This window comes from Microbacterium sp. PA5, from assembly GCF_049860775.1.
Taxonomy (GTDB): Bacteria; Actinomycetota; Actinomycetes; order Actinomycetales; family Microbacteriaceae; genus Microbacterium.
Genome location: NZ_CP187567.1, coordinates 1,211,852 through 1,238,566, shown reverse-complemented (window position 1 = coordinate 1,238,566; position 26,715 = coordinate 1,211,852). Strand labels below are relative to the sequence as shown.

Annotated in this window: 25 protein-coding genes; 1 reads left to right on the top strand and 24 read right to left on the bottom strand. The window is 70.7% G+C overall.

Going from position 1 to position 26,715, the window contains the following annotated elements; all coding sequences use genetic code 11:
- Positions 1-11: 11 nt before the first annotated feature.
- The 5 genes from ACPWUT_RS05705 to dnaE all read right to left on the bottom strand — a co-directional run bounded on the left by ACPWUT_RS05705 (position 12) and on the right by dnaE (position 7,523).
- A complete protein-coding gene (locus ACPWUT_RS05705; protein ID WP_284529510.1) occupies positions 12-1,034 on the bottom strand; it encodes a quinone-dependent dihydroorotate dehydrogenase in 1,023 nt (340 codons plus the stop codon).
- Between the two features lie 64 nt (positions 1,035-1,098).
- A complete protein-coding gene (gene nrdR, locus ACPWUT_RS05700; RefSeq protein WP_284529509.1) occupies positions 1,099-1,566 on the bottom strand; it encodes a transcriptional regulator NrdR in 468 nt (155 codons plus the stop codon).
- A gap of 12 nt (positions 1,567-1,578) precedes the next feature.
- Positions 1,579-2,892, bottom strand: coding sequence for a histidinol dehydrogenase (hisD, locus tag ACPWUT_RS05695; protein WP_425841537.1), 1,314 nt, complete (start codon positions 2,890-2,892; stop codon positions 1,579-1,581).
- 87 nt (positions 2,893-2,979) lie between these two features.
- Positions 2,980-3,996, bottom strand: coding sequence for a hypothetical protein (locus ACPWUT_RS05690; RefSeq protein ID WP_425841534.1), 1,017 nt, complete (start codon positions 3,994-3,996; stop codon positions 2,980-2,982).
- A 59-nt stretch (positions 3,997-4,055) separates the two neighbouring features.
- Positions 4,056-7,523, bottom strand: a complete 3,468-nt coding sequence (gene dnaE, locus ACPWUT_RS05685) for a DNA polymerase III subunit alpha (protein ID WP_425842200.1) — start codon at positions 7,521-7,523, stop codon at positions 4,056-4,058.
- A 169-nt stretch (positions 7,524-7,692) separates the two neighbouring features.
- Here dnaE and ACPWUT_RS05680 point away from each other — a divergent pair, with 169 nt between their 5' ends.
- Positions 7,693-8,166 carry an NUDIX hydrolase gene (locus ACPWUT_RS05680; RefSeq protein ID WP_425841531.1) on the top strand — a complete coding sequence of 158 codons (474 nt, stop codon included), beginning with the start codon at positions 7,693-7,695 and terminating at the stop codon, positions 8,164-8,166.
- A 2-nt stretch (positions 8,167-8,168) separates the two neighbouring features.
- Here ACPWUT_RS05680 and ACPWUT_RS05675 read toward each other — a convergent pair whose 3' ends face one another.
- The 19 genes from ACPWUT_RS05675 to rsmH all read right to left on the bottom strand — a co-directional run bounded on the left by ACPWUT_RS05675 (position 8,169) and on the right by rsmH (position 26,672).
- Positions 8,169-8,618: a hypothetical protein gene (locus ACPWUT_RS05675; RefSeq protein ID WP_425841528.1), complete on the bottom strand. Its 450-nt coding sequence runs from the start codon at positions 8,616-8,618 to the stop codon at positions 8,169-8,171.
- Positions 8,615-9,184, bottom strand: a complete 570-nt coding sequence (locus ACPWUT_RS05670) for a GNAT family N-acetyltransferase (protein WP_425841525.1) — start codon at positions 9,182-9,184, stop codon at positions 8,615-8,617. The genes ACPWUT_RS05675 and ACPWUT_RS05670 overlap by 4 nt, the downstream gene beginning before the upstream one ends.
- A 59-nt stretch (positions 9,185-9,243) precedes the next feature.
- Complete coding sequence (locus tag ACPWUT_RS05665) at positions 9,244-10,164, bottom strand: RluA family pseudouridine synthase (protein WP_425841522.1); 921 nt, start codon at positions 10,162-10,164, stop codon at positions 9,244-9,246.
- A gap of 1 nt (position 10,165) precedes the next feature.
- Positions 10,166-10,744 carry a signal peptidase II gene (locus ACPWUT_RS05660; RefSeq protein WP_425841519.1) on the bottom strand — a complete coding sequence of 193 codons (579 nt, stop codon included), beginning with the start codon at positions 10,742-10,744 and terminating at the stop codon, positions 10,166-10,168.
- A gap of 36 nt (positions 10,745-10,780) precedes the next feature.
- A complete protein-coding gene (locus tag ACPWUT_RS05655; RefSeq protein WP_284529498.1) occupies positions 10,781-11,392 on the bottom strand; it encodes a DivIVA domain-containing protein in 612 nt (203 codons plus the stop codon).
- Positions 11,393-11,528: 136 nt separating this feature from the next.
- Positions 11,529-11,831 (bottom strand): YggT family protein, encoded by a 303-nt coding sequence (locus tag ACPWUT_RS05650; protein WP_284529496.1) that lies wholly within the window; start codon positions 11,829-11,831, stop codon positions 11,529-11,531.
- A gap of 2 nt (positions 11,832-11,833) precedes the next feature.
- Complete coding sequence (locus tag ACPWUT_RS05645; protein WP_284529495.1) at positions 11,834-12,292, bottom strand: cell division protein SepF; 459 nt, start codon at positions 12,290-12,292, stop codon at positions 11,834-11,836.
- Between the two features lie 32 nt (positions 12,293-12,324).
- Entirely contained in the window at positions 12,325-13,011 is a 687-nt protein-coding gene (locus tag ACPWUT_RS05640; RefSeq protein ID WP_425841514.1) for a YggS family pyridoxal phosphate-dependent enzyme, read from the bottom strand.
- A complete protein-coding gene (gene ftsZ, locus ACPWUT_RS05635) occupies positions 13,012-14,151 on the bottom strand; it encodes a cell division protein FtsZ (protein WP_425841511.1) in 1,140 nt (379 codons plus the stop codon).
- A gap of 204 nt (positions 14,152-14,355) precedes the next feature.
- Positions 14,356-15,351, bottom strand: a complete 996-nt coding sequence (locus ACPWUT_RS05630; protein ID WP_425841508.1) for an FtsQ-type POTRA domain-containing protein — start codon at positions 15,349-15,351, stop codon at positions 14,356-14,358.
- A gap of 3 nt (positions 15,352-15,354) precedes the next feature.
- The gene (gene murC / locus ACPWUT_RS05625; RefSeq protein WP_425841505.1) at positions 15,355-16,767 is read right to left on the bottom strand and encodes a UDP-N-acetylmuramate--L-alanine ligase; all 1,413 of its coding nucleotides are present in this window, start codon (positions 16,765-16,767) and stop codon (positions 15,355-15,357) included.
- 65 nt (positions 16,768-16,832) lie between these two features.
- The gene (locus ACPWUT_RS05620) at positions 16,833-17,936 is read right to left on the bottom strand and encodes a UDP-N-acetylglucosamine--N-acetylmuramyl-(pentapeptide) pyrophosphoryl-undecaprenol N-acetylglucosamine transferase (RefSeq protein ID WP_425841502.1); all 1,104 of its coding nucleotides are present in this window, start codon (positions 17,934-17,936) and stop codon (positions 16,833-16,835) included.
- Between the two features lie 10 nt (positions 17,937-17,946).
- A complete protein-coding gene (gene ftsW, locus ACPWUT_RS05615) occupies positions 17,947-19,233 on the bottom strand; it encodes a putative lipid II flippase FtsW (protein WP_284529487.1) in 1,287 nt (428 codons plus the stop codon).
- Positions 19,193-20,755 (bottom strand): UDP-N-acetylmuramoyl-L-alanine--D-glutamate ligase, encoded by a 1,563-nt coding sequence (gene murD, locus ACPWUT_RS05610; protein WP_425841497.1) that lies wholly within the window; start codon positions 20,753-20,755, stop codon positions 19,193-19,195. The genes ftsW and murD overlap by 41 nt, the downstream gene beginning before the upstream one ends.
- Positions 20,752-21,861 (bottom strand): phospho-N-acetylmuramoyl-pentapeptide-transferase, encoded by a 1,110-nt coding sequence (gene mraY / locus ACPWUT_RS05605; protein ID WP_284529485.1) that lies wholly within the window; start codon positions 21,859-21,861, stop codon positions 20,752-20,754. Before mraY ends, murD begins: the two co-directional genes overlap by 4 nt.
- The gene (locus ACPWUT_RS05600) at positions 21,858-23,270 is read right to left on the bottom strand and encodes a UDP-N-acetylmuramoyl-tripeptide--D-alanyl-D-alanine ligase (protein ID WP_284529483.1); all 1,413 of its coding nucleotides are present in this window, start codon (positions 23,268-23,270) and stop codon (positions 21,858-21,860) included. The genes mraY and ACPWUT_RS05600 overlap by 4 nt, the downstream gene beginning before the upstream one ends.
- A 28-nt stretch (positions 23,271-23,298) precedes the next feature.
- Entirely contained in the window at positions 23,299-25,113 is a 1,815-nt protein-coding gene (locus ACPWUT_RS05595; protein WP_284529482.1) for a peptidoglycan D,D-transpeptidase FtsI family protein, read from the bottom strand.
- 3 nt (positions 25,114-25,116) lie between these two features.
- Complete coding sequence (locus ACPWUT_RS05590; protein WP_284529480.1) at positions 25,117-25,716, bottom strand: hypothetical protein; 600 nt, start codon at positions 25,714-25,716, stop codon at positions 25,117-25,119.
- On the bottom strand, positions 25,713-26,672 hold the full coding sequence (gene rsmH, locus ACPWUT_RS05585; protein WP_284529602.1) for a 16S rRNA (cytosine(1402)-N(4))-methyltransferase RsmH: 960 nt from the start codon (positions 26,670-26,672) through the stop codon (positions 25,713-25,715). The genes ACPWUT_RS05590 and rsmH overlap by 4 nt, the downstream gene beginning before the upstream one ends.
- Between the last annotated feature and the right edge of the window lie 43 nt (positions 26,673-26,715).

Below are 26,715 nucleotides of genomic sequence, written 5' to 3'. Positions count from 1 at the left end.
GGGAGACGCCGTCAGCCGGCGACGAGTCCGCGGTTGATCTGCCGCGCCCAGAGGGGTCCGCGGTAGATGAACCCGGTGTAGCCCTGCACCAGATCGGCGCCGGCCTCCAGCCGCTCGCGGACGTCGGCCGCCGTCTCGACGCCGCCGGCCGCGATCACGCAGAACTCGGGCGGAACCGCAGCGCGGACGATCCGCAGGACCTCCAGCGCGCGAACGCGCAGAGGCGGTCCGGAGAGCCCGCCGGCACCCGCGGCAGCGACCTTCGCGGCATCGGTCGCCAGTCCGTCGCGCGAGATCGTCGTGTTCGTCGCCACCAGGCCGGCCAGACCCGCGTCGACGGCCAGCCGTGCGATGGCGCCCACCTCGTCGTCGGGGAGGTCGGGGGCGATCTTGACCAGCAGCGGCGTCGCCCCCGCGGCCTCCCGCACGGCGACCAGCAGCGGGCGCAGGGTCTCGACCGCCTGCAGCCCCCGCAGCCCCGGGGTGTTGGGCGACGAGACGTTCACGACGAGGTAATCGGCGACCGGTGCGACCAGGCGCGTGCTCGTCACGTAGTCCGCGGTGGCGTCCTCGACGTCGACGACCCGGCTCTTGCCGATGTTGGCACCGATCACCGGCCGGCTCGCGCGGCGACGCAGCCGCGTCAGCCGCTCGGCGGCGGCGGCGGCACCCGCGTTGTTGAAGCCCATCCGGTTCACCAGCGCACGGTCCGGGATCAGCCGGAAAAGGCGGGGCCGAGGGTTTCCCTCCTGGGCGATCGCGGTGACGGTGCCGACCTCGACGTGACCGAATCCGAGCGCGTGGAGACCGCTCACCGCGACGGCGTTCTTGTCGAATCCCGCCGCCACCCCGAACGGCGAGTCGAAGACGAGGCCGAGCGCCTCGGTGCGCAGGCGCGGATCGGCACGCGTGAGCGCGCGCACGACCCACGACACGGGAGGCACGCCGAAGAGCCGGATGACCGGCATGACGAGGTGGTGGGCGACCTCGGGGTCCATGCGCGCGAAGAAGGTGCGGAAGATGAACGGATACATCGCCACTCAGCCTAGGGCGCCCGACCCGCGCGCGCTGTCCGGCGCGGACCGGAAGTAAGCGGGGTCAGTCCTGCGCCGGCGCGGCGGCGTGGTCGGCGCGCAGCTGCGAGATGGACGCCTCGAAGTCCTCGAGCGAGTCGAAGGCCTGGTAGACGCTCGCGAACCTCAGGTAGGCCACCTCGTCCAGATTGCGCAGCGGCCCCAGGATCGCCAGGCCGATCTCGTTGGTGTCGATCTGCGACGATCCCGTCTGCCGCACGGCCTCCTCGACCGCCTGTGCCAGCACCGCCAGGTCGGAGTCGGTGACGGGCCGGCCCTGACAGGCCTTGCGCACACCGGACATCACCTTCTCCCGGCTGAACGGCTCGATCACACCCGATCGCTTGATGACGTTGAGGCTCGCGGTCTCGATCGTCGAGAACCGGCCGCCGCATTCCGGGCACTGCCGGCGCCGGCGGATGCTGAGTCCGTCGTCGCTCGTACGGGAGTCGATGACGCGGGAGTCGGCGTGGCGGCAGAACGGGCAGTGCATGGTCCCTCCAGCCTACGCCGGGGACGGGTCTGCGAAGCGCGCCGTGACCGCCTCGCCGTGAGCAGGAAGCGCCTCGGCTTCGGCCAGCGCGACGATCCCCTCGCGGACGGCCTCCAGCGCGCCGCGGTCGTAGGCGATGACCTGCTGCGGACGGAGGAACGTCGACGCGGAGAGTCCCGACGCGTACCGCGCCTGGCCACCGGTCGGAAGCACGTGGTTGCTGCCGGCCAGGTAGTCGCCGAGACTGACCGGCGAGTGGTCTCCGACGAAGACGGCACCGGCGTTGACGAAGTCGTCGACGCGCGGCTCGGCCAGATGCAGCTCGAGATGCTCGGGAGCGTAGGCGTTGCTGAACCGCGTCGCCGCCTCGACATCGTCGACGAGCACGATCGCCGACTGCGGGCCGGTGAGCGCCTGGGCAACGCGAGCACGGTGACGTGTGATGGCGCTGCGGCGATCCACCTCCGCGGCCACGGCATCGGCCAGCTCTGCCGACGGCGTGACCAGCACTGCCGCGGCCTGCTCGTCGTGCTCCGCCTGGCTGATGAGGTCGGCTGCCACGAGCCCCGCATCGGCGGTGTCGTCCGCGACGATGAGGATCTCGGTCGCGCCGGCTTCCGAGTCGGTGCCGACCATCCCGGCGACGACGCGCTTGGCCAGGGCCACGAAGTTGTTGCCCGGGCCGGAGATGACGTCGACGGGCGCGAGGTCCAGGGACGGGATGCCGTGGGCGTAGGCGCCGATCGCGCCCGCTCCCCCCATCGCGTACACCTCGTTCACGTTCAGGAGCCGGGCGGCGGCGAGGATGACCGGGTGGATCCGGCCGCCGTGGTCCTGCTGCGGCGGCGAGGCCAGGGCGACCTCTGCCACGCCGGCGACCTGCGCCGGGACGACGTTCATCACGACGCTGGAGGGGTACACGGCCTTGCCGCCGGGCACGTAGACACCGACGCGCTGGACGGGGCGCCAGCGCTGCTCCACCCGCGCGCCCGGACCGAGCTCGGTCACGACCGCTGCGGGCACCTGCGCGGCCGAGGCGCGCCGCACGCGGCTGATGGCCTCGTCGAGTGCGGCGCGGACATCGGGATCGAGCGAGGCGAGCGCCTCGTCGAGGTGATGCTGCGGCACCCGGATGGCGTGGCCGTCCACCCCGTCGAAGCGCGAGGCCTGCTCGCGGAGGGCGTCCTCGCCCCGAGCGGCGACGTCGGCGACGATCCGTGCCGCCGTCGCCAGCGCCTCGTCTCGAGCCGCACCGGCCCGAGGGACGGCAGCCAGGAGCTCTGTCGGCGTGAGAGCGCGACCCCGCAGGTCGATCGTTCGCAGCATGCCTCCAGCGTACCGGCGCGTGGGCGCCGCCCGGAGCCGCCGGTCCCCGGCAGCCTCGCCGCCGGCACCGGCTTCACGCCGGTCCGCTCAGCCGCGCGTGACTCCCGAGATGTCGGTGAGGTACCCGACCCGTCCGTCCTCGTGGCGCACCACGAAGCGGTCGCCTCGGTCCTCGATCACGAGCGCCCAGGCCGTCGGCCCGACGGTGAACAGCGGCAGACCGTTCTCATCGACGACGTCGCGCTCCACCGGCGACAGGGCCCAGAACGCCTGGGTGGCCGTCACCGGCGCCTGCTCGGTGGGGTCCTCCTCGGCGGCGAAGGGGAACGCGGCGGTCTCGTCCAGTCCGGGCTCGTCGCGGACGGGCTCCGACTCCGCTGCCACGGGTGCGGCCTCGGCGGCGGGCACCGGGGCGAACGTCTCGGCGGAGCGGTCGGCAGCCGCGCGGGGCGCGGCGGGACGGGCCACGACCGGGCGCACCGGACGCGCGTTGCGGTGCGCGGCGGTCTGCGGACGGCCGGCGAAGTCCTCGTCGAACGGCTGGATGAACGGCGCCAGCACGGTGAGGAACACACCCGCGACCATCAGGAAGAACTCGACCCAGACGACCCAGCTGTTCAGCCACAGGCCCGTCTGGATGCCTCGGGAGATGTTGGTCCACAGCACGCCCAGCCACACGACAGCCGACACGGAGAAGGCCACCGAGGCGAACTGATCGACGGCCAGCGAGCCGACACGGCGGATGCCGTCGGGCGAGAACCGGCGCAGGACGATCAGGAAGACGGCGACGGTCGGGACTCCGATCGTCAGGACCCAGTCGATGCCCGTGCTCCAGACCGACCCCGAGGGCAGCAGGACGGACGACACCGGCGCCTCCACCCAGACGGAGAAGAACGACACCAGGAAGGCGATCAGCCACACCCCGAGAAGGGACACCTCGCGGATCGTGAAGGGCCCGACTCCGTACTGCGCGGCGCGCTCCTCACCGGTCGGCGATTCCTCGCCGGAGACCTCGGAGGCGGGAGCGTCGACGTCGGCGGCCGCGGGGTCGGTTGCTGAGCCTGCTGAACGTGCTGACGCAGGGGGGAAGTTCTCGTCGCTCACGACATGGTCCTTTCGGCTTCGCAGATCGATCCTCCGATCCTACCCACCCCGCACCGGGGTCACCCGAGGCACTGCGGTCCGAGCAGCCCCTTCAGCTCGCCGTAGAGGTCGACGGTGATCGCCACCGGGTGCGGCACCTCGAAGACCTTGGCGGAGCCGCCCTTGTGGAGCTTAAGGGTCACCTCGGTCGCGCCGGGGTGGCGCCCGAGCACCTCTGCCAGCTGCGAGACCGTCGACTCGGTCGCACGATGCTCGGGCATCACGAGCACGAGCGGTCCGGACGCGTCGACCGCGCCGAGATCGGGGGTGAACGCGGACTGTCCGTGCAGGTTCAGTCCGTCGTCGCGGCGGGAGACCCGACCCCGCACCACGAGGATCGCGTCGGGCTGGAGCATCGACTGGAACTCGGTGTACGTCTTCCCCATGAACATGACGGTGACCTCGCCGTCGAAGTCCTCGACGGTGATCATCCCGTAGGGATTGCCACTCTGCTTGGCGACGCGGTGCTGCACGCTCGTGACGAGGCCGGCCACCGTGACCTGGTCGCCGTCCTGCACATCCTCTGAGGCGAGGAGATCGTGGATCGACGTGGAGGCGTGCTTCGCCAGCGGCATCTCGAGCCCCGCGAGCGGGTGGTCCGAGACGTAGAGCCCGAGCATCTCGCGCTCGAAGGCCAGCTTGTCCTTCTTGGTCCACTCGGGCCGCTCCGGCACCTTCTGGACCTGCTGGGGCTCGTCGTCGCCCCACAGGCTGTCGAAGTCGAACCCGACCTCGCCGTTGGCCTCGCGGCGCTTGTCGAGGACCGCCTGCTCGGTCGCGTCCTCGTGGATCTCCATGAGCGCACGCCGCGTCGAGCCGAGCGAGTCGAAGGCCCCCGCCTTGATGAGCGACTCCACCGTGCGCTTGTTCGCGACGTGGGCCGGCACCTTGGCGAGGAAGTCGTGGAAGCTCGTGTACGGCTCGGTGCGCGCTGCCACGATGCCGTCGACCACGTTCGCGCCGACGTTGCGCACCGCGCCGAGTCCGAAGCGGATGTCCTCGCCGACGGCCGCGAAGTAGCGGATCGACTCGCCGACGTCGGGCGGGAGCACGCGGATGCCCATACGGCGGCACTCGTTGAGGTACACCGCCATCTTGTCCTTCGAGTCGCCGACGCTGGTGAGCAGCGCGGCCATGTACTCGGCCGGGTAGTGGGCCTTGAGGTAGGCGGTCCAGTACGAGACGAGTCCGTACGCGGCGGAGTGCGCTTTGTTGAAGGCGTAGTCGGAGAACGGCAGCAGGATCTCCCACAGCTTCTGCACCGCACCATCGGAGTATCCGTTGGCGTGCATGCCGGCCTGGAAGCCCTCGAACTGCTTGTCGAGCTCGGACTTCTTCTTCTTGCCCATCGCACGACGCAGGATGTCGGCCTGGCCGAGGCTGAAGCCGGCGACGCGCTGGGCGATCGCCATCACCTGCTCCTGGTAGATGATCAGGCCATAGCTGGTGTCGAGGATGTCGGCGAGGGACTCCTCGAACTCGGCGTGGATCGGTGTGATCTCCTGCAGCCCGTTCTTGCGCAGCGCGTAGTTGGTGTGCGAGTTCGCGCCCATCGGGCCCGGGCGGTAGAGCGCGATCACCGCGGAGATGTCCTCGAAGTTGTCGGGCTTCATGAGGCGCAGCAGCGAACGCATCGGTCCGCCGTCGAGCTGGAAGACGCCGAGGGTGTCACCGCGTGAGAGCAGCTCGTACGAGGCCTTGTCATCGAGGGTGAGGTCCTCGAGCACGAGCTCCTCGCCGCGGTTCGCCCGGATGTTGTCGAGGGCGTCGTCGATGATCGTCAGGTTGCGAAGCCCCAGGAAGTCCATCTTGATGAGCCCGAGCGCCTCGCATGACGGATAGTCGAACTGCGTGACGATCTGGCCGTCCTGCTCGCGCTTCATGATCGGGATGATGTCGATCAGCGGCTCGCTGGACATGATCACGCCCGCGGCGTGGACACCCCACTGGCGCTTGAGGTTCTCGAGCCCGACCGCCGTGTCGAAGACCGTCTTGGCCTCGGGGTCGGTCTCGATGACGGCGCGGAACTCGCCGGCCTCCTTGTAGCGGGGGTGCTGCGCGTCGAACATGCCGCCGAGCGGCATGTCCTTGCCCATCACGGCGGGAGGCATCGCCTTGGTGAGCTTCTCCCCCATGCTGAACGGGAAGCCCAGCACGCGGCCGGCGTCCTTCAGCGCCTGCTTCGCCTTGATGGTGCCGTACGTGACGATCTGGGCCACGCGCTCGTCGCCGTACTTCTCCGTCACGTACTGGATGACCTCGCCGCGGCGACGGTCGTCGAAGTCGACGTCGAAGTCGGGCATGGAGACGCGGTCCGGGTTGAGGAAGCGCTCGAAGATGAGGCCGTGCTGCAGCGGGTCGAGGTCGGTGATGCGCATCGCGTACGCCGCCATCGAGCCGGCACCGGAGCCGCGCCCCGGCCCCACGCGGATGCCGTGGTCCTTGGCCCAGTTGATGAAGTCGGCGACGACGAGGAAGTAGCCCGGGAACCCCATCTGGACGATGACGCCGGTCTCGTATTCGGCCTGCCGCCGGACGTCGTCGGGGATCCCTCCCGGATAGCGGTACTCGAGACCCTTCTCGACCTCCTTGACGAACCAGCTCTCCTCGGTCTCGCCCTCCGGCACCGGGTAGCGCGGCATGTAGTTCGCCGACGTGTTGAACTCCACTTCGCAGCGTTCGGCGATGAGCAGCGTCGAGTCGCACGCCTCGGGGTGGTCGCGGAAGACCTGTCTCATCTCGGCGGGCGACTTGACGTAGTAGCCGTCGCCGTCGAACTTGAAGCGCTTGGGGTCGTCGAGGGTCGACCCCGACTGCACGCACAGCAGGGCCGCATGACTCGTGGCATCGTGCTGGTGCGTGTAGTGGAGGTCGTTGGTGCCGACCAGCGGGATCGAGAGGTCCTTCGCGATCTTGAGCAGGTCGCCCATCACACGGCGCTCGATGGAGAGGCCGTGGTCCATGATCTCGGCGAAGTAGTTGTCCTTGCCGAAGATGTCCTGGAACTCCGCGGCGGCCGCCCGCGCGGCGTCGTACTGCCCCAGTCGCAGACGCGTCTGCACCTCGCCGGAGGGGCATCCGGTCGTCGCGATCAGCCCCTTGGAGTAGGTCTGGAGAAGCTCGCGGTCCATGCGCGGCTTGAAGTAGTACCCCTCGATCGACGCCTTCGAGCTCAGCCGGAAGAGGTTGTGCATGCCCTCGGTGGTCTCGGACAGCAGCGTCATGTGCGTGTACGCGCCCGAACCGGACACGTCGTCGTCGTTCTGGTCGGGACTCCCCCAGCGCACCCGCGACTTGTCGCTGCGATGGGTGCCGGGAGTGACATAGGCCTCGATGCCGATGATCGGCTTGATCCCGGCGTCCTTCGCGGCGCGATAGAACTCGAACGCGGCGAAGGTGTTCCCGTGGTCGGTGACGGCGATGGCGGGCATGCCCAGACGCACCGCCTCCTGCACCATCGGCCCGATCCGCGCGGCGCCGTCGAGCATCGAGTATTCGCTGTGCACGTGCAGATGAACGAAGGAGTCGGATGCCACGGATCGAGTCTACGAAGGCCGCCGACATCGGCGGCGCCGGACCGCGGCATCGGCGCGAGGTCGCCTCACCCTCATGTCGAGGATGAAGGTTCGGCACCGGGTGCCCGCCTACCCTGGAGGCATGAGCACTCCCGAATTCGTCCTATCCCTCCGCGAGCGGATCGGGCATGCGCCGCTCCCGCTCGTCGGCGTCACGGCCGTCGTCTTCCGCGACGAGAAGGTGCTCCTCGGCAAGCGGGCCGACAACGGCGCCTGGCAGTGCGTGTCGGGGATCGTCGACCCCGGCGAGGAGCCGGCCGACGCCGCCGTGCGCGAGGTCCGGGAGGAGGCGGGCATCGTGGTGCGGGCGACCCGGCTCGCCCTCGTCCAGCAGCTGCCGCGAACGACCTACGCGAACGGCGATCAGGTGGACTACCTCGACCTGGTCTTCCGCTGCGACTGGGTGTCCGGCGACCCGCACCCCGCCGACGGCGAGCTCACCGAGGTCGGCTGGTACGGCTTGGGCGAGCTGGTCGATGTCGAGCAGTTCCACGTGCGCAAGATCGCCCTCGCGCTCGCAGAGGACGATCCGGCGGTCTTCGCCGGCGGACGCTGACCTCAGGCCTCGTCGAGCGCGTACTGCTCGACCCAGGAGCGCGGGATCGGAAGCGGGACGCCGTAGAGGTAGCGGATGAGCTGACCGTGGTGCTGCGTCTCGTGCTCGAGCAGGTGGAGCGCCCACTCGATGCCGGACTCGTCGTCGTCGGCGAGCCCGCCGAGCCACTCGGCGACGAGGGTCCCCGTCCTCTCGAGCGCGGCGCGCACCGCCGCGGGGTCGTGGTCGTCGGCGAGCGAGCTCGCGAACCCCTGCCAGCCGCCCGCGCGGGCCGCGCGCACGTAGCTCTCCCTCGCGCCCACGACGCACCAGAAGTGCGTGCGCACGGGACTGGATCGCACGCCCGGCAGCCGTGCGCGGAGCTGCTGCTCGTCGAGCAGCACGACGAGGTCGCGGTACAGGCCGTCGGCCGCCGCATGCCGGCGTCGGAGCAGGTCCGGCAGGACGCTCACGTCAGCTCCTTCCGCATGATGACGCGGGGGAACCCGTTGAGCACCGAATCGGTGCGGCCCGCCAGCGCGAAGCCGGCGCGCTCGAACAGGCGACGGGTGCCCACGTAGGCCATCGTGAGATCCACCTTGCGCCCCTCGTTGTCCACCGGGTAGCCCTCGACGGCGGGCGCTCCCTCGCGCGCGGCGAACGCCACCGCTCCCTGCAGCAGAGCATGCGAGATGCCCCGGCCGCGGTGGCCCGGGCGGACGCGGATGCACCAGACGCTCCACACGTCGAGATCGTCGAGGTGCGGGATCCTGCGGTTGGTCGCGAAGGTCGTGTCGGCTCTGCGGTGCACGGCCGCCCAGCCGACCACCTCGTCGCCGTCGTAGGCGAGCACGCCCGGAGGCCCCTCGTCGAGCAGCCGACGCACGCGGTCACCGCGAGCGGGCCCCGCCAGAGATCTGTTCTCCGCGCCGGGGATGCGGTAGCTCAGACACCAGCACACGTTCGACGTCGGGTTCTTCGGCCCGACCATCGTCGCGATGTCGTCGTACCGTTCGGCCGGTCGCACCTCGATGCCCATGCCGACATGGTGCCGCATCGCACCGACATCGCACCGACATCTTCGGGCGGCGCAGTCGATCAGTCGCCTCGGAGCACGTCCAGGGCATGGGCGAGGTCGGCGGGATACGGCGAGGTGGTCGTGAGGCGCTCGCCGGTCACCGGATGGTCGAACGAGAGCCGATGGGCATGCAGCCACTGCCGCGAGAGCCCCAGCCGAGCGGCGACGGTGGGGTCGCCGCCGTACAGCGGATCGCCGACGCAGGGGTGGCGGTGGGCGGCCATGTGGACGCGGATCTGATGAGTGCGCCCCGTCTCGAGGTGGATCTCCAGGAGCGAGGCCCCGGGGAACGCCTCCAGCGTCTCGTAGTGGGTGACCGAGTCCTTGCCGTCGGGCGTGACCGCGAACTTCCACGAATGGGACGGGTGGCGCCCGATAGGCGCGTCGATCGTGCCGGCCAGCGGGTCGGGGTGACCCTGGACGACGGCGTGGTAGACCTTGTCGACCTCGCGCTCCTTGAAGGCGCGCTTGAGCGCCGTGTACGCGCGCTCGCTCTTGGCGACCACCATGAGCCCGCTCGTGCCGACGTCGAGGCGGTGGACGATGCCCTGCCGCTCGGCGGCACCGGACGTGGCCACGCGGAACCCCGCCGCGACGAGGGCGCCGAGCACGGTCGGGCCCTCCCAGCCGACGGAGGGATGCGCGGCCACCCCGAACGGCTTGTCGACGACGACCAGATCGTCGTCGTCGTAGACGATGCCGAGGTCGGGCACGGCGATCGGCACGATCTCGGCCTCGCGTCGCTCCTGCCACTCGACGTCGAGCCAGCCGCCGGCGCGCAGCCTGTCGGACTTGCCGAGCGCACGCCCGTCCATGCGGACACCACCGGCGTCGGCGACCTCCGCCGCGAAGGTGCGGGAGAAGCCCAGCATCTTCGCCAGCGCCGCGTCGACCCGGACGCCGTCGAGCCCGTCCGGAACGGGCAGCGTGCGCGAGTCCACGTCAGGCCTCGGAGCGGCCGTCGGGACCGCCGTCCGCGGTCGGCTCGGCCGGGCGGTCGCCCCTGCGCGACTCGCGGGTGCCGTCCAGGCGCAGGCCGAACAGGACCAGCAGGGCGAGGGCGATCATCATCGTGACGATGAAGATGTCGGCCACGTTGTAGATGGCGGGCATCATCCACGGTGTGTGGATGAAGTCGACCACGTGCCCCACCGGGAAGCCGGGATCGCGGGTGAGCCGGTCGGTCAGGTTGCCGAGCACCCCGCCGAGCAGCAGCCCGAGCACCGCGGCCCAGCGCAGGGATCGGACGCGGGTGACGCCCAGGACGACCACCGCCACCGCCGCACCCGCGAGCACGATGGTGAAGATCCACGTGACCTCCTCGCCGAGCGAGAAGGCCGCACCCGGGTTGAAGGTCAGATAGAACTGCAGGAAATCGCCCCAGACGCGCACCGGCGTCCGCTCTGGCAGCTCTGCCAGCGCGAGGTTCTTGGTGAACTGATCGGCGGCCAGCACCACACTCGCGAGGATCGCGATGAGGGCACCGGCCGCCACAGCGCGACCCGCCGTGGAACGAGCCACGACGGGTCGCGAATGCAGATCGGTCAAAGGCGCGGCCTAGTGTCCGGCCGACGAGACCGACGACGCGCCGGACGAGGTGCCCGTGACGTCGAGGTCGCGGAGCTTCTCCTCGATGAAGCCGCGCAGCTGCGAGCGGTAGTCGCGCTCGAACGTGCGCAGCTCGCTGATGCGCGTCTCGAGGATGGCGCGCTCGCTCTCGAGCCGGGCGAGCTCGTCGCGGCCCTTCGCCTCGGCCTCGGCGAGGATCGACGCGGCCTGCGCCTGAGCCTCGGAGATGAGCTTGTCCTTCTGAGCCTGACCCTCGGCGACGTGCTCGTCGTGCAGTCGCTGCGCGAGCTCGATGATCCCGGCCGATGCGGCGGCAGGAGCGGCGTCGGCGGCGGGAGCGGCCTCGGCGGCCGGCTCGGGGGCAGGAGCCGCCTCGACGACGGGCTCCTCGGCGGCCGGCGCCGGCGCGCTCTCCACCGGTGCGGAGCCGGACTCGTAGGCGGCCAGCTTGGCCTTGAGCTCTTCGTTCTCGGCGATCGTCTTGCGCCACTCGACGACGATCTCGTCGAGGAAGTCATCGACCTCATCCGGGTCGAAACCCTCCTTGAACCGGACGTGCTGGAACTGCTTGGTGACGACGTCTTCGGGAGTGAGAGCCATGGTGTTGTCCTCTTTCAGAGCTTCACGACGGGACCGTTACGGGGTGACCCGCGGTCGGCGAGCCGTATCCGAACAGCATAGTGCGCCCTCCACGAGGGCGCGAGAAACGGTGCCGCCCGCGCGGGGCGGCCGGGGGTCAGGAGCGCAGGATGACGCCGGTGATCGACAGGAGCACGAAGCAGCAGAGCATGGTGAGCGGGAACGCGAGATCGATCGCGACCGGTCCCAGCCGCAGCGGAGGAATGAATCTGCGGAAGAACTTCAGCGGAGGATCGGTCAGGGTGAAGACCACTTCGGCCACGATCAGCATCGCCCCGCGCGGTCGCCACTCACGGTTGAACAGCGGGATGTACTCGAGGATGACGCGCGCGAGCAGCACGAGGATGTAGAGCACCAGCACCGTGTTGACGATGCCGGCGAGAAGTCGGACGACCTCCACGACTACTGCGCGAAGGGTGCGGCCTCAGGGTCTGCCTGAGCCACGGCACCGTCGCCGGAGACCGCGATGTTCTCGGGCGAGAGCAGGAATACCTTGCTGGTCACGCGCTCGATGCGGCCGAAGAGGCCGAGCGAGAGCCCGCTCGCGAAGTCGACGAGACGCCGCGCGTCCGCATCGCTCATCTGGGACAGGTTGATGATCACCGGAACGCCGTCGCGGAACGCCTCGGCGATGCCCTGCGCGTCGCGGTACTGCTTGGGGTGCACCGTGAGGATCTCGCTCACCGTGCCCGCAGCGGGCTGGCGCACGACGGCCGGGCGGTGCAGCGGCGTGACCGGAGCGGTCTTCTCGACCGGCTTGTCGGCACGGCGCGGCGCTGCCGCGGCGGGCTGCTCCTCGAAGACTTCCTCTTCGTCGGCCAGGCCCAGGTACACCATGGTCTTCTTGAGCGGATTCGACATCGCATTCCTCCGTTTGCTCGTCTTGTTCGAGGTTAACCGGGCACCGCGCGCGGACCCGTGATTGCCGTCCCGATCCGCAGGTGTGTCGCGCCCGCGGCGATCGCTTCGGCGAAGTCGCCCGACATCCCGGCCGAGATCCAGGTGGCGTCCGGCACCACCGTGCGGACCGCGTCCGCCGAGGCGGCGAGTCTCGTGAAGGCTTCGGCCGGCGCGGCCGCCAGTGGCGCCACGGCCATCACCCCGCGCACCCGCAGCGACGGGCAGTGCTCCACGACGTGGTCGGCAAGCGCCTGGACCTCCGCCGGCCGCACGCCGCCGCGCTGAGGATCGTCCGTGAGATTGACCTGCAGGAGCACGTCGAGCGGGGTGGCCGCCTGCGGGTCCGCGGTGTGGAGCGCGTCCGCGAGCCGCTCGCGGTCCAGCGAATGCACGACGGACGCGGCGGCCCGGATCGCGCGCGCCTTGTTGGTCTGCGCCTGGCCGATGAAATGCCAGGTGAGGTCGCCGGGGACGGTCGGGTTCGCGCGCTTGGCCGTGAGCTCCTGCTGCCGGTTCTCACCGACATCGCGCACGCCGAGCGCGCGCAGCCGTGCGACCAGCGCGGCCGGATGGAACTTCGTGACCACGATCCGGGTGAGCTCGGAAGGGTCACGGCCCGCCGACCTCGCCGCCTGCGCGATGCGGGCGTCGACGTCGGCGAGCCGTTCGGCCAGATCCACCTACTTCAGGAAGTCGGGGACGTCGAGGTCGTCGTCGCCGAAGACCGACTCGTTGGAGGTCGAGACCACAGACACCGAGACGGCCTGCTTCTCGGGCGCCTCCGCATGGTCGCGCGCCGCCTCGTCGGCCGGGACCGAGGGCACCAGCGGAGCGCTCAGCTGCGCGGCGATCGGCTCGATCCGCGTCTGGGGCTCGCCGCCGTCGAATCCGGCCGCGATGACGGTCACGCGGACCTCGTCGCCCAGCGTGTCGTCGATGACCGTTCCGAAGATGATGTTCGCCTCGGGGTGCGCGGCCTCCTTGACGAGCTGCGCCGCGTCGTTGATCTCGAAGATGCCGAGGTTCGACCCGCCCTGGATCGACAGCAGGACGCCGTGGGCGCCTTCGATCGAGGCCTCCAGCAGCGGGGACTCGACGGCCAGCTCGGCGGCCTTGATGGCACGGTCCGCGCCGCGCGCCGACCCGATGCCCATGAGCGCGGAACCGGCACCCTGCATCACCGACTTGACGTCGGCGAAGTCGAGGTTGATGAGACCCGGCGTGGTGATCAGGTCGGTGATGCCCTGCACACCGGCGAGCAGCACCTGGTCGGCGGTGGCGAACGCCTCGATCATCGAGATGCCGCGGTCGCTGATCTCGAGGAGCCGGTCGTTGGGCACGACGATGAGGGTGTCGACCTCTTCCTTCAGCTTCGCCACGCCGTCCTCGGCCTGGCTCTGCCGACGGCGGCCCTCGAACGAGAAGGGCTTGGTGACGACACCGATGGTGAGGGCGCCGATGGACTTGGCGATGCGGGCCACGACCGGCGCGCCGCCGGTGCCGGTGCCGCCGCCCTCACCCGCGGTCACGAAGACCATGTCGGCCCCGGCGAGGGCCTCTTCGATCTCCTCCGCGTGGTCCTCGGCTGCGCGGCGTCCGACCTCGGGGTCCGCGCCGGCGCCGAGACCGCGCGTCAGCTCCCGCCCGACGTCGAGTTTGACGTCGGCGTCGCTCATGAGCAGGGCCTGCGCGTCGGTGTTCACGGCGATGAACTCCACGCCGCGCAGTCCGAGCTCGATCATGCGGTTGACGGCGTTCACGCCGCCACCGCCCACACCGACGACCTTGATCACCGCGAGGTAGTTCTGGTTCTGGCTCATGCCGGCCTCCGTTATCGTCCCGAACCGCGTCTCTCGACGTGCTGTCTAAACCTTCAACCTCAACCAGAGGTTTAAAGAATTGCCGAGTATGCAATTCCCGATCTCGAAGGTATGCGGCGGCCGCGCCCGTTGCCGCGAGGCGGCGGGCGTGTCGCGAATCAGGCGTGAGAAGTCGTGCGGAGCGTGGCGCGGGGACGCGCTCGCTCAGCGGACCACGACAGCGCCCGGGGACGACACGTCGTACTCCGAGACCTCGGCGGGCGGCCGCGAGGTCATGATCGACTCCAGCACCACCGCCTTGCGCGCCGACTCCGACGCATCGCCCCAGACGACGTCGGTGCCGGTCTTGCCGAGCGTCAGCGTGACGTCATGGGGCGAGGTGGCCGACATCGCCGTCACCTGCTCGCGGATGTCGTCCGGGAGGCTGCGGAACACCATCCCGAGCGCCGCGAACGCCCGCGAGGTGATGCCGCCGGGGACCGTGATCTCCGGGTAGCCCTTGGGCCGCTCCGGCGTCGTCGACAGCGCGACACCGGCCGCATCGACGAGGGTGTATCCCGCCGCGGACGAGATGGTGCCGATGGGCGTCCGCTCGACGATGCGGACCACGAGGTCGTGGGGCGGCCTCGCCTCGAGCGTGTACGACTCGACCAGCGGGAACGCGACGAGCACCGCCTTCACCTCACTGGAGTCCACCAGCGGCAGCGGGCGGCCGAGCTGAGCCGACAGGGCGTCCTCCACGGCCGCCGCGGGCAGCTGCGAGGTGCCGACCACGCGGACCCGCTCCACGGCGAACAGCGGGCTGTAGGCAGCGCCCACCGAGCCCAGCACGAGGAGGACGAGGGCGGCGGCCGATCCGGCCCAGACGATCCGACGGCGGCGCTGCCGGGCGGTGAAGCGGCGCACCTCGGCGCGCAGTGCCCGGCGACGGGCCCGGGCGGCCGCCCAGACGTCGCGCGCCCGGAGCATCGGCTCCTCATCCGGTCCCCCGCCGGCGGTGTCCGGCTCGGCGTGCTCCCCCGCTCCACGACGGGCGGGCTCGGCGGACGCCGGCTGCGCAAACGGGACGACCGGGGCGGTCACCCCGTCGACGTCGTCGCTCCCGCGCGGCGCCACGACGGGGAGGAAGACCTCGATCGGCTCCTCCGGCTCGCGCTCGTCCCGCGACGGAGGAGGCGGAAGCGGCGACGGCCGGCGCACGCGTCAGCCCCGCTCCGCCGCCGGCGGCGCCTTCAGCGCGTCCAGGACCTGCGGGATGATGAGGTTCACGTTGCCGCACCCCAGCGTGATGATGAAGTCGCCGTCGCGTGCGACGGACGCCGTGTAGTCGGCGGCCTCCTGCCAGTCGGCGACGAAGTGCACGCGGCTCGGGTCCTCGAAGGCTCCCGACACCAGGGCGCCGGTGACACCGGGCACCGGGTCCTCCCGCGCGCCGTACACGTCGAGGACGACGGTGTGGTCCGCGCGCGTCTCGAGCACCTCGGCGAACTCCCGGAACATCTCGCGCGTCCGCGAGTAGGTGTGCGGCTGGTGGAGGGCGATGAGCCGGCCGCTGCCGACGACGGTGCGGGCGGCGTCAAGGGCGGCGGCGACCTCGGTGGGATGGTGCGCGTAGTCGTCGTAGACGCTCACGCCCCGCTCGCCGCCGTGCAGCTCGAACCGTCGCGCCGTGCCGCCGAAGCTCTCGACGGCGCGGACCGCGGGCTCCAGCGCGTACCCGAGGGTCAGCAGGACGGCGACCGCTCCGGCGGCATTGATCGCGTTGTGCACGCCCGGGATGGCGAGCTGCGCGGTGACGCTCTCGGCGCCGTGGACGAGGGTGAAGGCGACCGGACCGTCCGTGGTGATGCCGACGACGCGGACATCGGCGTCCTCGGACTCGCCGAAGCTCAGCACGTTCGGATGCGACAGGGCGGCCGCGACGCGGCGCGCTCCCTCGTCGTCGGAGGAGATCACCACCGCCTCGCGGGCTTCGTCGGCGAACCTCACGAAGCCGTCGTAGAACGCGTCGCGCGTCTGCCAGTGGTCGAGGTGGTCGGGGTCGACGTTGGTGATGAGCGCGACCGACGTGTCGTACAGCAGGAACGTGCCGTCCGACTCGTCGGCCTCGATGACGAACAGCTCGTCCGAGCCGGTGCCGCTGGAGGTCCCCAGGTCGGCGATGACTCCTCCGTTGACGAATGTCGGCGCGGTGCCGAGCTGGCGGAGCGCCGTGACCACCATGCCGGTGGAGGTGGTCTTCCCGTGCGCGCCGGCCACAGAGACCAGGCGGCGTCCGCCGATGAGCCAGTACAGCGCCTGCGAGCGGTGGATGACGGCGAGCCCGCGCTCCTTCGCTCGCACGTACTCGGGGTTCTCGGGCCAGATCGCACCCGTGTGGATCACCGCGTCCACGTCGTCGGGCAGGTGTGCGGCATCGTGTCCGACGTGCACGTCCGCGCCGCGGGCGGCCAGCGCGCGCAGCGCCCCGCTGTCGGCCCGGTCGGAGCCCGAGACCCGGATGCCTCGATCGAGGAACATGCCGGCGAGGCCGGACATGCCCGATCCGCCGATGCCGATGAAGTGCGCCGCGGTGATGTCCGCGGGGATGGGCAGGCTGAGATCGGGTCGAATCATGGCCCGTCAAGTCTAGGTCGCCGTGCTCCGACCACGCGCCGCGGCACGCTGGCGGACGGGCCCGGTCAGCGGCCGGTGGCCGCGTCGATCATCTCGATGACGTTCTCGGTGCCGCGACGCGTGCCGACACCGGACGCCCGCTCTCTCATCTGTGCAAGAGCCGAGCCGTCCTGCAGCAGAGGCACGACCTCCGTGCGCAGCCGGTCCGCGGTGAACTCGGCGTCGGGGATGAGTCGCGCCGCGCCGGCGCGCACCGCGGACGCCGCGTTCAGCGCCTGCTCGCCGTTGCCGACCGCGTAGGGCACGTAGACGGCGGGGATGCCGAGCGCGCTGATCTCGCTCACCGTCGCCGCACCCGCGCGCGACACGATCGCGTCCGCCACGGCGAACGCGTCGTCCATGCGATCCAGGTAGGGCACGATCCGGTAGTCGGGGTGCTGCGGGTCGACCAGCTCGTTGCGCTCCCCCGCAGCGTGGAGGATCTGCCACCCCGCGTCGGTCACGGCCTCCCAGCCACCGGCGAGGGCCTCGTTGAGCCGGCGTGCCCCGAGGGAGCCGCCGAAGACGAGCAGCACCGGGCGATCGGGGTCGAGACCGAAGGAGGCGGCCGCCCCGGGGCGGCGAGATGCAGCGTCGAGGGTCACGATCTCGCGCCGCAGGGGCATGCCCACCACGCGCGCGCCGCGCAGGGGCGTTCCCTCGAACACGATTCCCGCGCCCCGCGCGCCCCGCGCTCCCAGGATGTTGGCGAGGCCCGGCTTCGCGTTGGCCTCGTGCACCACGTACGGGACGCGCTCGCGCGAGGCAGCGACATAGGCCGGTGCCGACGCGTAGCCGCCGAATCCGACGACGACGTCGACCTGCCGGTCGCGCAGATGAGCGCGCACCTGGGCGACCGCGCGCGCGAATCGCGCCGGGAACCGCGCCGCCGCAGCGTTCGGGCGTCGCGGGAAGGGCACCTTGTCGACGAAGAGGAGCTCGTAGCCGCGCTCGGGGACCAGCCGCGTCTCCAACCCCTCGCGGGTGCCCAGCACCAGGATCTGCGCCTCGGGGTCGCGGGCGCGCAGCCCGTCGGCGACCGCCAGCAGCGGGTTGACGTGACCGGCCGTGCCGCCGCCGGCGAGGAGATAGGTCGTCGTCGCGCGCTGGGGTACCGGGTCGATCGTCACCGGATCGAGATTACCGGCCGACCGGGGTCGACCGGACGCGGGCGCGGTCGGGCCGGGTGGCGACGACGGGGCCGCGCAGCGCGTCGGACGCCGGCAGCGTCCGCGCGAACGACAGCAGCACGCCGCACGCCATGAGCACGGACAGCAGCGAGGTGCCGCCCTGCGACATGAACGGCAGCGGCACGCCCAGCACAGGGAACACCCGGAGAACCACGCCGATGTTCACGAGCGCCTGACCGACGATCCAGACGGTGATCCCGCCGGCGGCGATGCGGATGAACGGGTCGTGCGTCTTGCGGATCACGTGGAACGCGCCGACCGCGAACAGGGTGAAGAGCCCGAGGACGACGATGCATCCGATGAGGCCCAGTTCCTCGCCGACGATGGCGAAGATGTAGTCGTGCTCGGCGGCGGGCAGCCAGTCGTACTTCTCGCGGGAGTTGCCGAGGCCGAGGCCGAAGATCCCGCCGCCGGCGAGACCCCAGACCCCGTGGAGCGCCTGGTAGCAGTCGCCGGTGGCGGCGAGGTAGCAGTCGGAGGAGTCGACGTTGAGGAAGCTCATGATGCGGCGCATGCGGTCGGGACTCGTGACCGCGAACACCAGTGCCGCGGCGAGCACCCCCAACAGCGGCAGCACGAAGATCCGGAGCTTGACGCCGGAGAAGAACAGGCACCCCAGGAGGATCGCCATGAGCACGAGTCCCGTGCCGAGGTCGCCGCTGCCGACGGCCACGAGCCCGATCACCAGCGCCCCGACCGGCACGACGGGGATGAAGACGTGCCGCCACAGTCCGAGCAGCGTCTGCTTGCGGTACAGCACGTAGCCGAGCCAGAGGGCCAGGGTGAGCTTGAGGAACTCGGACGGCTGCATCTGGGTCCCCGCGATCGAGATCCAGTTCGTGTTGCCGTCGTTGTAGACGCCGATGCCGGGAACGAAGACGAGCATCTGGAGGGCGATCGCGGCGATGAGCGCCGGCCACGCCATGCGCTTCCAGAACGTGACGGAGAAGCGGCTGAGGACGAACATCAGCGGCACGCCGAGGACCGCGAACAGCGACTGCTTGAGCACGACCTCGAACGGACTGTCACCGCGCGCCACGGAGGCCGCCATGGTGGCCGAGAGCACCATCACCAGCCCGAAGAGCGTCAGGATGAGGGCGGTCGATGCGATGAGGAGGAACTCGCTCGGCACGGGCGCGAACACGCGGCCGAGCGAAACGCGGGCGGAGAAGCCGCCGCCGTGGGTCGGAGCGTTCTCAGTCGTCGCCGAGCGGGGTCGATCGGTGCTCGCTGTCACCGTTCCCCCTCTCGATCCTGTCCCGCACCGCGGCGGCGAAGCGACGGCCGCGATCGGCGTAGGACGCGAACTGATCGAAGGATGCCGCTGCCGGAGCCAACAGGACGGTGTCTCCGTCACCGGCGACGTTCGCCGCCAGTTCGACGGCCGTTGCCATGACGTCTTCAGTCTGAGCGTGGTCGACCTCGAAGATCGGAACCGTCGGCGCGTGTCGTGCGAACGCTGCGACGATCTCGGACCGCTCGACGCCGATGACCACCGCCGCCTTCGCCGCCGCGCCGCGCGCGGCGACCAGTTCGCCGATGTCCACGCCCTTGAGAAGACCCCCGACCACCCACACGGCGCCCGGGTAGGCCGCGAGCGACGAGGCGGCGGCGTGGGGGTTGGTCGCCTTGGAGTCGTCGACCCAGGTGACGCCCTCCGCGACCGCGACGACCTCGATCCGGTGAGGGTCGAGCCGGAAGCCCTGAAGGGCGTCGTGGATGTCCTCCGGCGCCACGCCGAGCGATCGGGCGAGCGCCGCGGCGGCGAGGATGTTCGCCACGACATGGGGCGCCGCCAGACCGCGTGCGGCGAGGTCGGCGAGCGTCGTCAGCTCGAGCGCGCTGTGGTGCCGGTCGTCGTGGAAGGCCCGGTCCACCAGGATCCCCTCGACGATGCCGAGGTCGCTCGGCCCGGGCACGCCGAGATCGAAGCCCACCGCGCGGCACCCCTCGACGACCTCCGCCTGCTCCACCATCTCGCGGGTGGCGATGTCCGCCTTGTTGTAGACGCAGGCGATCCTCGTGTTCTCGTACACCTGCGACTTCGCGTCGCGGTAGGCCGCGAAGGAGCCGTGCCACTCGAGGTGATCGTCGGCGAGGTTCAGGCACACGCTCGCGTGCGGCGAGAGCGGGTCCGGTCCGACCTGCTGGGCGAGATACCAGAGCTGGTGACTCGACAGCTCCACGACGAGGACGTCGAACCCGCCGGGATCGCGGACGGCGTCCAGGACGGGCACGCCGATGTTGCCGCAGGGCGCGGCCCGCAGGCCGCCCGCCTGCAGCATCGAGGCCGTCAGCTGGGTCGTCGTGGTCTTGCCGTTCGTACCCGTGATGAGCACCCAGTCGGCGGCGCTGCCGTCGGCGCGGAGGACCTTGTCGCGCACGCGCCACGCCAGCTCCACGTCGCCCCACAGAGCCGCAGGGCCCTCCAAGGCCCAGGCGACGACGGGGTGATGCGGCGGGAATCCCGGGGAGGCGATGACCACCTCCGGATCGAAGGCGACGAGCTCCCCGGGCACGGAGGTGAGCGCGCCCGTCCACAGCCGCGCGCCGATGACGGGCAGCAGCCGGGCGTACTCCTCGTCGGCGGACTCGGTCAGCACCAGCACGTCCGCGCCGAGCTCGGCCAGCGTGTCGGCGACCGAGAAGCCTGTCACGGACAGCCCCAGCACGGCCACGCGCAGGCCCTTCCAGTCGGCGTGCCAGCTGGTGAGCGCGTCGAGGCGGGCGGAGCCGCCGCTGTGCGGGCCGGTCGTCATAGCGCGGCCAGCCAGGCGACATAGAACAGTCCGACGCCCGTGACGGCGAGCATCCCCGCGATGATCCACATGCGCACGACGATGGTGATCTCGGGCCACCCCCTCATCTCGAGGTGGTGGTGGAACGGGCTCATGAGGAACAGCCGCTTGCCGCCGGTCGCCTTGAAGTAGTAGCGCTGCAGGATCACCGACCCCGGCCCGATGATGAAGACGCCCGCGATGATGACGGCGAGGATCTCGGTGCGCGACAGCACCGCCATGGCGACGACGACGCCGCCGATGGACATGGAGCCGACGTCGCCCATGAAGACCTTCGCCTTCGGCGCATTCCACCACAGGAATCCGACCAGCGCGCCGACGAAGGACGCGGCGATGATCGTCAGCCCCATCGGGTCGCGCGTCGGGTAGCACGCGTTCGCGTAGGCGTCGACGAGCGCGGCGGTGTGGCAGCGCTGCTGGAACTGCCAGAACGTCACCAGGCTGTACGCCGACACGGTGAAGATCCCTGCGCCGGTCGCCAGGCCGTCCAGCCCGTCCGTCAGGTTCGTCGCGTTGGACCACGCGACCGACATGAAGGTGATCCACGCCAGGTAGAGGATCCAGCCGATGACGGCGCCCAGCGCCATGAACGACAGCGCCGGGATGTCGCGGAAGAACGACACGTACGGCGAACCCGGCGTCTCCCCGTATGCGTTGGGGAAGTTCAGGGCCAGCACGGCGAAGGGCACCGCGACGATGATCTGGCCGACCACCTTGCGCCACCCCGAGAGCCCGAGGCTGCGCTGCTGACGCACCTTCATGTAGTCGTCGATGAAGCCGACGGCGCCGAGCCCCACCATCATCCAGATGACGAGGAGGCCGGAGGTCGTCGGAGGGGTGCCGCCCGCATAGCTCCCGACGAAGTAGCCGACGAGCGAGCCGACGATGAAGACGATGCCGCCCATCGTCGGCGTGCCGCGCTTGGTGTGGTGATTCGGGTTGTGCTGGTCCTCGGGCGTGCGGATCACCTGACCCCAGCCCAGCTTCTCGAAGAGCCGGATGAACAGCGGTGTCAGGAAGAGCGTGAATGCGAGCGAGATCGTCGCAGCCGCCAGCAGGGATCTCACGAGAACGATTCTCCCAGACGATCGCCGAGATGACGGAGTCCCGCCGAGTTCGACGACTTCACGAGCACGCGGTCGCCGTCGCGCAGTTCGCCGACGAGGTAGTCGTACGCCTCGTCCTGCGTCTCGAAGAACACCGCCTCGCCGTCCCACGATCCCTCGCCGATCGCGGCGAGGTACAGGCGTCGCGCGGCGGAGCCGACGACCACGATCCGCTCGAAGCGCAGACGCACCGCGAGCAGGCCGACGCGGTCGTGCTCCTCGCCCGCGTACTCTCCGAGCTCGCTCATGGCGCCGAGCACCGCCACCTTGCGCTGGCCGGGCTCGGCGATCTGCGCGATCGTGCGCAGGGCGGCCGCCATCGAATCGGGGCTCGCGTTGTACGCGTCGTTGATGATGCGGACCCGGTCCGACCCGAGGGGCTGCATGCGCCACCTCTCGGCGATGTCGACCGTCTCCAGCCGGGCGATCGAGGTCGCGACGGGAACGCCGAGCGTCTCGGCGACGGTGAGCGCGGCCAGGGCGTTCATGACGTGGTGCTCCCCCAGCACGCGCAGGCGCAGCGGCAGCCGCTCCTCGCCGACCACGATCGTGCACGTGGTGCCGGACGCGGTGACCTCGACGTCCTCGGCGCGCACCTGCGCGGCGCTCGAGCGTCCGAACCAGCGCACCGAGACGCCGCGAGCCTCGGCGACGGCGGCCATGGCCGCCACCCGCGGATCGTCCGCGTTGAGCACGGCCACTCCGCCCGGGCGGACGGCTTCGACGAGCTCGGTCTTCGCCCGCTGCGTCTCCTCGACGCCGCCGAAGCCGCCGGCGTGCGCGAGCCCGACCATGAGCACGGCGCCCACATCGGGGTGCACGAGGCCCGCGAGCTCGGCGATGCGGCCGATGCGCGAGGCGCCGAACTCGCTCACGAGGTAGCGGGTGTCCTCGGTGACGCGCAGCATGGTCACCGGAGCGCCGACCTCGTTGTTGAACGAGTCGCGGGGTGCCACGGTCTCGCCTTCGTCCTGCAGGATCCGGGCGAGGAGATTCTTGGTCGTCGTCTTGCCGTTGGAGCCGGTGATCCCGACGATCTCGAGCGCGCCGCCGGCCCGCACGCGCGCGACGACGTCGCGCGCGAGGTCGGCCAGCGCACGGACGGCGTCCGGCACGACGATCTGCGACACCGCGTCGTCGACCGGATGCTCGACGATCGCGGCGGTGGCGCCCGCCGCCACGGCCGCTCCGACGAAGCGGTGCCCGTCGGTGACCTCGCCGGGCTTGGCCACGAACACGCCGCCCGCCGTCATCGCGCGCGAATCGGTGTCGACGACCCCGGAGACGACCGTGTCGGGCGTGTCGGAGCCGTGGAGCTGAAGGGTTCCCGAGACCGCCTGGGCCACCTCGGCGAGCGTCATCCGGATCATGGGGTGGATCTCCTCGTGCGTGCTCGCGTCAGTCGGTCAACGGGAGCAGGGGGGTGTCCGACTCGGAGGGCATGATGCGGTAGTGCTTGAGCACCTGGGTCATCGCCTTCTTGAAGACCGAGCGGTTGGCCGACGACATCCGCTCCTTCTTGGGCTCGTCGAAGACCGTCAATACAACGTACTGCGGATCCTCGGCGGGCGCGTAACCCACGAGCGAGGTGAAATACAGGTTCTTCTTGTACCCGCCCTTGCCGTTGTAGATCTGCGCGGTGCCCGTCTTGCCCGCCATCCGGTATCCGTCGATCTTGATGTCGTCGGCGAGCGTGCCCTGTGCGAAGACGTTCTCGAGCATGAGCCCGACCTCGTCGGCCGTCGACTCCTCGATGACCCGAACCGGTTCGGGTAGGTCGGGGGTGACCACGGTCCCGTCGGCGTGGGTGCAGGACTCGACCAGCTGCGCCGGCATCCGCACGCCGCCGTTGGCGATCGTCTGGTACACACTGGCCACCTGGGTGGCGGTGACGGTGAAGGCCTGCCCGAAGGTCGTCGTGTAGTAGGTCTGGTTGTCCCAGTCCTCCGGGAGGAGGCGGAAGCCGGTGTCGGGCTCTGCCGACCAGTTCAGCGCCGTCTTCTCCCCCACCCCGAACTTGGTCAGGTATTCGTAGCGCGTCTGCGGGTCGACGAGGGCGCCGAACTGCGACATCGCGACGTTCGAGGATCGTACGAGGCCGCCGGTGAGCGTCATCGTCTCGGTGGCGTGCGACTCGGAGTCGTTGATGACCGCCCCGTTGTCGAACGTCATCTTGGACGGGACGACCACCGACGACAGGTGGGTGAGGCCGGCCTTCTCGATGACGGTCGCCGCCGTCACCGGCTTGTACGTCGAGCCGGGCTCGTAGGAGAACCGCGCGAGGCGGGAGCCCCGGTCCTCGGCCTTCGAGGCGGCCGGATCGTTGGGGTCGACGGAGGAGGTCTCGGCGAACGCGCGGATCTTCCCCGTGGCCACCTCCATGACGATGATGCCGCCCCACTCGGCCTTGTACCGCGCCGACTCCTCGGAGATGAGCTGCTGCATGTACCACTGCAGGTCGCTGTCGAGCGTGAGCTGCAGCGTGCCGCCGTCGACGGCCGCCTTCTCCACCTCGGTGCCCGGGATCTTCACGCCGTCGCGGCCGCGCTGATAGGTCAGCGTGCCGTTCTGCGCCGCCAGACAGGAGTTCTGGAGCTTCTCGACGCCCTCGAGGGCGTCCCCGTCCGAGTTCAGGAAGCCGATCACGTTGCCCGCGACCGCACCGTCGGGGTAGGTGCGCGAGGGCACCGCCGTGAAGGTGAGGAACGGCAGATCGAGGGCGGCCAGCTCGCGATAGGTCTCGGTCGACACGTAGCGCTTGACCTGCGCCCACTGGGAGTGCGGATCGGTGGCGAGCTTGTCGACGACGATCGCCGTGACGTCCTCCGTCTTCTGTCCCGTGACCGCCGCGATCCGCGCCGCCAGCTCCGGCCACGCGATCATCTCGGGCTTGCCGTCGGCCCCCTTCACGACGGTCCCGTCGGCGTCGCGCTTCTTGATGCCTTGTGCGGCCAGCTGCGGGTCGATCGACACGTCGTAGACGAGGGTGCTGGTCGCCAGCACGCTGCCGTCGGTGTCGACGATGTCGCCGCGGGTGCCGCGAAGGGTGATCTTGGTGCCGCTGGCGAGCTTCTGCGACTGCTCGATGTGATCGCTGGCGTTGACCACCTGGATGTCGACGAGGCGCACGACGAAGGCCGCGATCACCGACAGCACGACCAGCAGCGCGATGACGGTGCGGCGGCGCGGACTGCGAGTTGCTCGTGTGGTCATGGCTCAGTGGGTGTTCGGGGTCGGGAGGCCGTCGGCGACGGCGGGAGGGACGGCGGGGTCGATGACGAGCTCGGGATCCGAGGTCGCACCGGAGCCGAGGCTGGAGTCCGGATCGGTCGCCAGCGGCACGCCGCCGGCCAGCGCGTTGGGGACGGCGGCCTTCTTCAGCGCTTCGATGCTCGAGGTCCCCGACGCCGCCTTGCCGGCGCCGATGATCCCGCCGTCGCTCAGGCGCAGGTAGCTGGGCGCCTGGCCGGTGACCATCCCGAGCGCGGCCGCGTTGGCGGCCAGGTACTGGGGCGAGCTGAGCCCGGCGACGTCGTCCTCTAGGATCTGCTTCTGCCAGTCGACGGTGCGCTGCTGCGTCGTGAGCTCCTTGAGCTCGTACGAGCCCTGTGTCATGAGGATCGACAGTCCCATCTGGGCCCCGGCGATCGCCACCGCGCCGGCGACGGCGATCACGCCGTAGAGCAGCCTCGGCCGGCGCGCGGCCGCCGGTGCCGTGACGGCGTGGAGCCGGCGGTCGGCGTCCTCCCGCCGCGACGGATCTGCCAGCGGAAAAGCCGCGAGGAGCGGTTCGCTGTCCCAGGCGTTGACGCTCATGAGGCCTCCCTCACCCGTTCGGCGGCGCGCAGACGCACCGGAGTGGCACGAGGATTGCGGGCGCGCTCCTCCTCGGAGGCCATCTCCGCACCACGCACGAGCAGCGAGAACCGCGGGGCGTGCTCGGGCGGCTCGAAGGGCAGACCCGCGGGCGCCGTCGACGTCGTCGCGTCGGCGAACGCGCGCTTGACGAGGCGGTCCTCCAGCGACTGGTACGACATGACGACGATGCGCCCCCCGACCCGCAGGAGATCCATCGCCGCCGGGATCGCCGTCTCGAGGACGGCGAGCTCGCGGTTGACCTCGATGCGCAGCGCCTGGAACACGCGCTTGGCCGGGTGACCGGACCGTTCCCGCTGGACCGCCGCCGGCGTTGCGGAGACCAGGATGTCGACGAGCTGCGCCGACCGCGTGATCGGCTCCCGGCTGCGGGCGGCGAGGATCGCCCGCGCGTAGCGGCCGGCGAGCTTCTCCTCGCCGTAGCGCTCGAAGATGCGCCGCAGATCGCCCTCACCGTACGTCGCGAGGATGTCGGCGGCGGTCGTCCCGGCGGTCTGGTCCATGCGCATGTCGAGAGGAGCGTCCTGCGAATAGGCGAACCCGCGGTCGGCCTCGTCGAGCTGCAGCGACGAGACGCCGAGGTCGAACAGGATGCCGTCGACCGCGCTGCGCCCCGTCGAGGCGACCGCGTCGGCGATGCCGTCGTAGACGGTGTGCACGAGGGTGACGCGCTCTCCGAACCGCGCCAGCCGCTGACCGGCGATCCGCAGGGCGTCGGTGTCGCGGTCGAGGCCGATGAGGTGCACCTGCGGGAAGCGCTCCAGCAGCGCCTCGGAGTGGCCGCCCATGCCCTCGGTGGCGTCGACGAGCACCGCGCCCTCGCGCTGGAGGGCGGGGGCGAGCAGCTCGACGCAGCGGTCGAGGAGCACCGGGGTGTGGATGTCGCGGAGGTTCATGATGTGCGGCAGGCGACCCGGGATCCTGATCCCCATCCGCCCC

Bases quoted from the DNA above. Each gene is read 5' to 3' on its own strand.
- ACPWUT_RS05705 (WP_284529510.1), bottom strand. From the start codon at position 1,034: ATGTATCCGTTCATCTTCCGCACCTTCTTCGCGCGCATGGACCCCGAG.
- nrdR (WP_284529509.1), bottom strand. From the start codon at position 1,566: ATGCACTGCCCGTTCTGCCGCCACGCCGACTCCCGCGTCATCGACTCC.
- hisD (WP_425841537.1), bottom strand. From the start codon at position 2,892: ATGCTGCGAACGATCGACCTGCGGGGTCGCGCTCTCACGCCGACAGAG.
- dnaE (WP_425842200.1), bottom strand. From the start codon at position 7,523: ATGCTCGACGGCGCCGCGCGGATCGGGCCGATGGTGCAGGAGGCGGTG.
- ACPWUT_RS05680 (WP_425841531.1), top strand. From the start codon at position 7,693: ATGAGCACTCCCGAATTCGTCCTATCCCTCCGCGAGCGGATCGGGCAT.
- ACPWUT_RS05670 (WP_425841525.1), bottom strand. From the start codon at position 9,184: ATGGGCATCGAGGTGCGACCGGCCGAACGGTACGACGACATCGCGACG.
- ACPWUT_RS05655 (WP_284529498.1), bottom strand. From the start codon at position 11,392: ATGGCTCTCACTCCCGAAGACGTCGTCACCAAGCAGTTCCAGCACGTC.
- ACPWUT_RS05645 (WP_284529495.1), bottom strand. From the start codon at position 12,292: ATGTCGAATCCGCTCAAGAAGACCATGGTGTACCTGGGCCTGGCCGAC.
- ftsZ (WP_425841511.1), bottom strand. From the start codon at position 14,151: ATGAGCCAGAACCAGAACTACCTCGCGGTGATCAAGGTCGTCGGTGTG.
- murC (WP_425841505.1), bottom strand. From the start codon at position 16,767: ATGATTCGACCCGATCTCAGCCTGCCCATCCCCGCGGACATCACCGCG.
- murD (WP_425841497.1), bottom strand. From the start codon at position 20,755: ATGACGACCGGCCCGCACAGCGGCGGCTCCGCCCGCCTCGACGCGCTC.
- ACPWUT_RS05600 (WP_284529483.1), bottom strand. From the start codon at position 23,270: ATGATCCGGATGACGCTCGCCGAGGTGGCCCAGGCGGTCTCGGGAACC.
- ACPWUT_RS05595 (WP_284529482.1), bottom strand. From the start codon at position 25,113: ATGACCACACGAGCAACTCGCAGTCCGCGCCGCCGCACCGTCATCGCG.
- ACPWUT_RS05590 (WP_284529480.1), bottom strand. From the start codon at position 25,716: ATGAGCGTCAACGCCTGGGACAGCGAACCGCTCCTCGCGGCTTTTCCG.
- rsmH (WP_284529602.1), bottom strand. From the start codon at position 26,672: ATGAACCTCCGCGACATCCACACCCCGGTGCTCCTCGACCGCTGCGTC.